We start from the raw sequence: 1109 nt of genomic DNA, 5'->3' as shown, positions 1-1109 counted from the left end.
CGACAACGACTCCATCACGGGCACACACATGGCAGACTGACGATTCACCGAAGCTCCGTAGGCACAGGGCGACTTGCGAGGTCACCCCGCTCAACCGAGCTTCGGTCTTCCACGTCACGGACCGCTCACCTGCGGAAACGTCTCAATCCCGGACCTTGCGTCAGCCCTGACTGCCGCGGCGACAGCCCCGCTTTGGCGGTGGTATTGGTGCCGCATTGCCGTGGCGGCCTCGGCGTAATCGGGGTCGGTCAGCGTCTGATGGCGGGCCCAGCAGCGTGCATGGAGCCGAAGGAGAGGAGCAGCCGGTCTGGGGCAGCGCTTGCGGCGGCCGTGGCTGTCATGGGCCGGTACACCCCGCTCCGCTTCGCTGTCGTCAGAACGGTACGCCTGAACCACGGTGGCGCTGAAGACGCTGCTGGATGACATGGAGGTGGTCGACCACGACGATGGACGTTTGCCTCTACCGTCAGCGTCACCCGGGCGGGCTAATGATAGGCAGTCTCTAGCTCCTGACGGAACGAAAGGTAGCAAGTATCTATGACTTCACGCACGCACAAGCGCACGCGCAAGGTCACATGGACCGTGGCGGCTGCGGCCGCAGCGGCCTCCGCCTTCGCCGGAATCGGATGGGTCCATGCATATGCAGATGAGCCCGGCAATGCACCCGTCGAGATCTGTGTCCTGGCTGCAATTACGAAGGGAATCGAGGTGACGGGCACCAATCCAGAGGGCCGGACGGTTACCAGCCCTGCTGTAGATCTTGACGGCACGAAACAGGAATCCTGCCATTTCTCCGGTAATTGGCGGATAGGCAGCAGTATTTCTGTGAAATACGCCAGCAGCACCCCACCCATCTCTGACCCCGCCCCCGGCGTCCCACTCCAGGTCCTACTCGACCCTGCCTTCGTTAAAGATGGAAAGACCTTTCAGGTATTTTTGCACGATGGGATCGGATGATGCTAGGTCATCCCATCTGGGATTTCCGGTAGATCGGCCCATCCCCAGGGCTGACGCAAGGTCCGGGATTGAGACGTTTCCGCAGGTGAGCGGTCCGTGACGTGGAGTCTGTGGGCCGGCGTCGACGTCCATCCGCGCCACGGCACCGGTCG

General features: G+C 62.4%; 1 protein-coding gene. It reads left to right on the top strand.

Annotated elements, in window-relative coordinates; all coding sequences use genetic code 11:
• Window positions 1–537: 537 nt before the first annotated feature.
• Window positions 538–957, top strand: a complete 420-nt coding sequence (locus tag ABZZ74_RS54340; protein WP_356951474.1) for a hypothetical protein — start codon at window positions 538–540, stop codon at window positions 955–957.
• Window positions 958–1109: the final 152 nt, after the last annotated feature.

The organism is Streptomyces sp. NPDC006476 (assembly GCF_040612015.1).
Taxonomy (GTDB): Bacteria; Actinomycetota; Actinomycetes; order Streptomycetales; family Streptomycetaceae; genus Streptomyces; species Streptomyces griseorubiginosus_B.
Note: the sequence above shows the minus strand (reverse complement) of the source record. Positions and strands in the feature narration are given on the sequence as shown.

What these genes read in the sequence shown, in the direction of transcription:
- ABZZ74_RS54340 (WP_356951474.1), top strand. Translation starts at nt 538, where the DNA reads ATGACTTCACGCACGCACAAGCGCACGCGCAAGGTCACATGGACCGTG.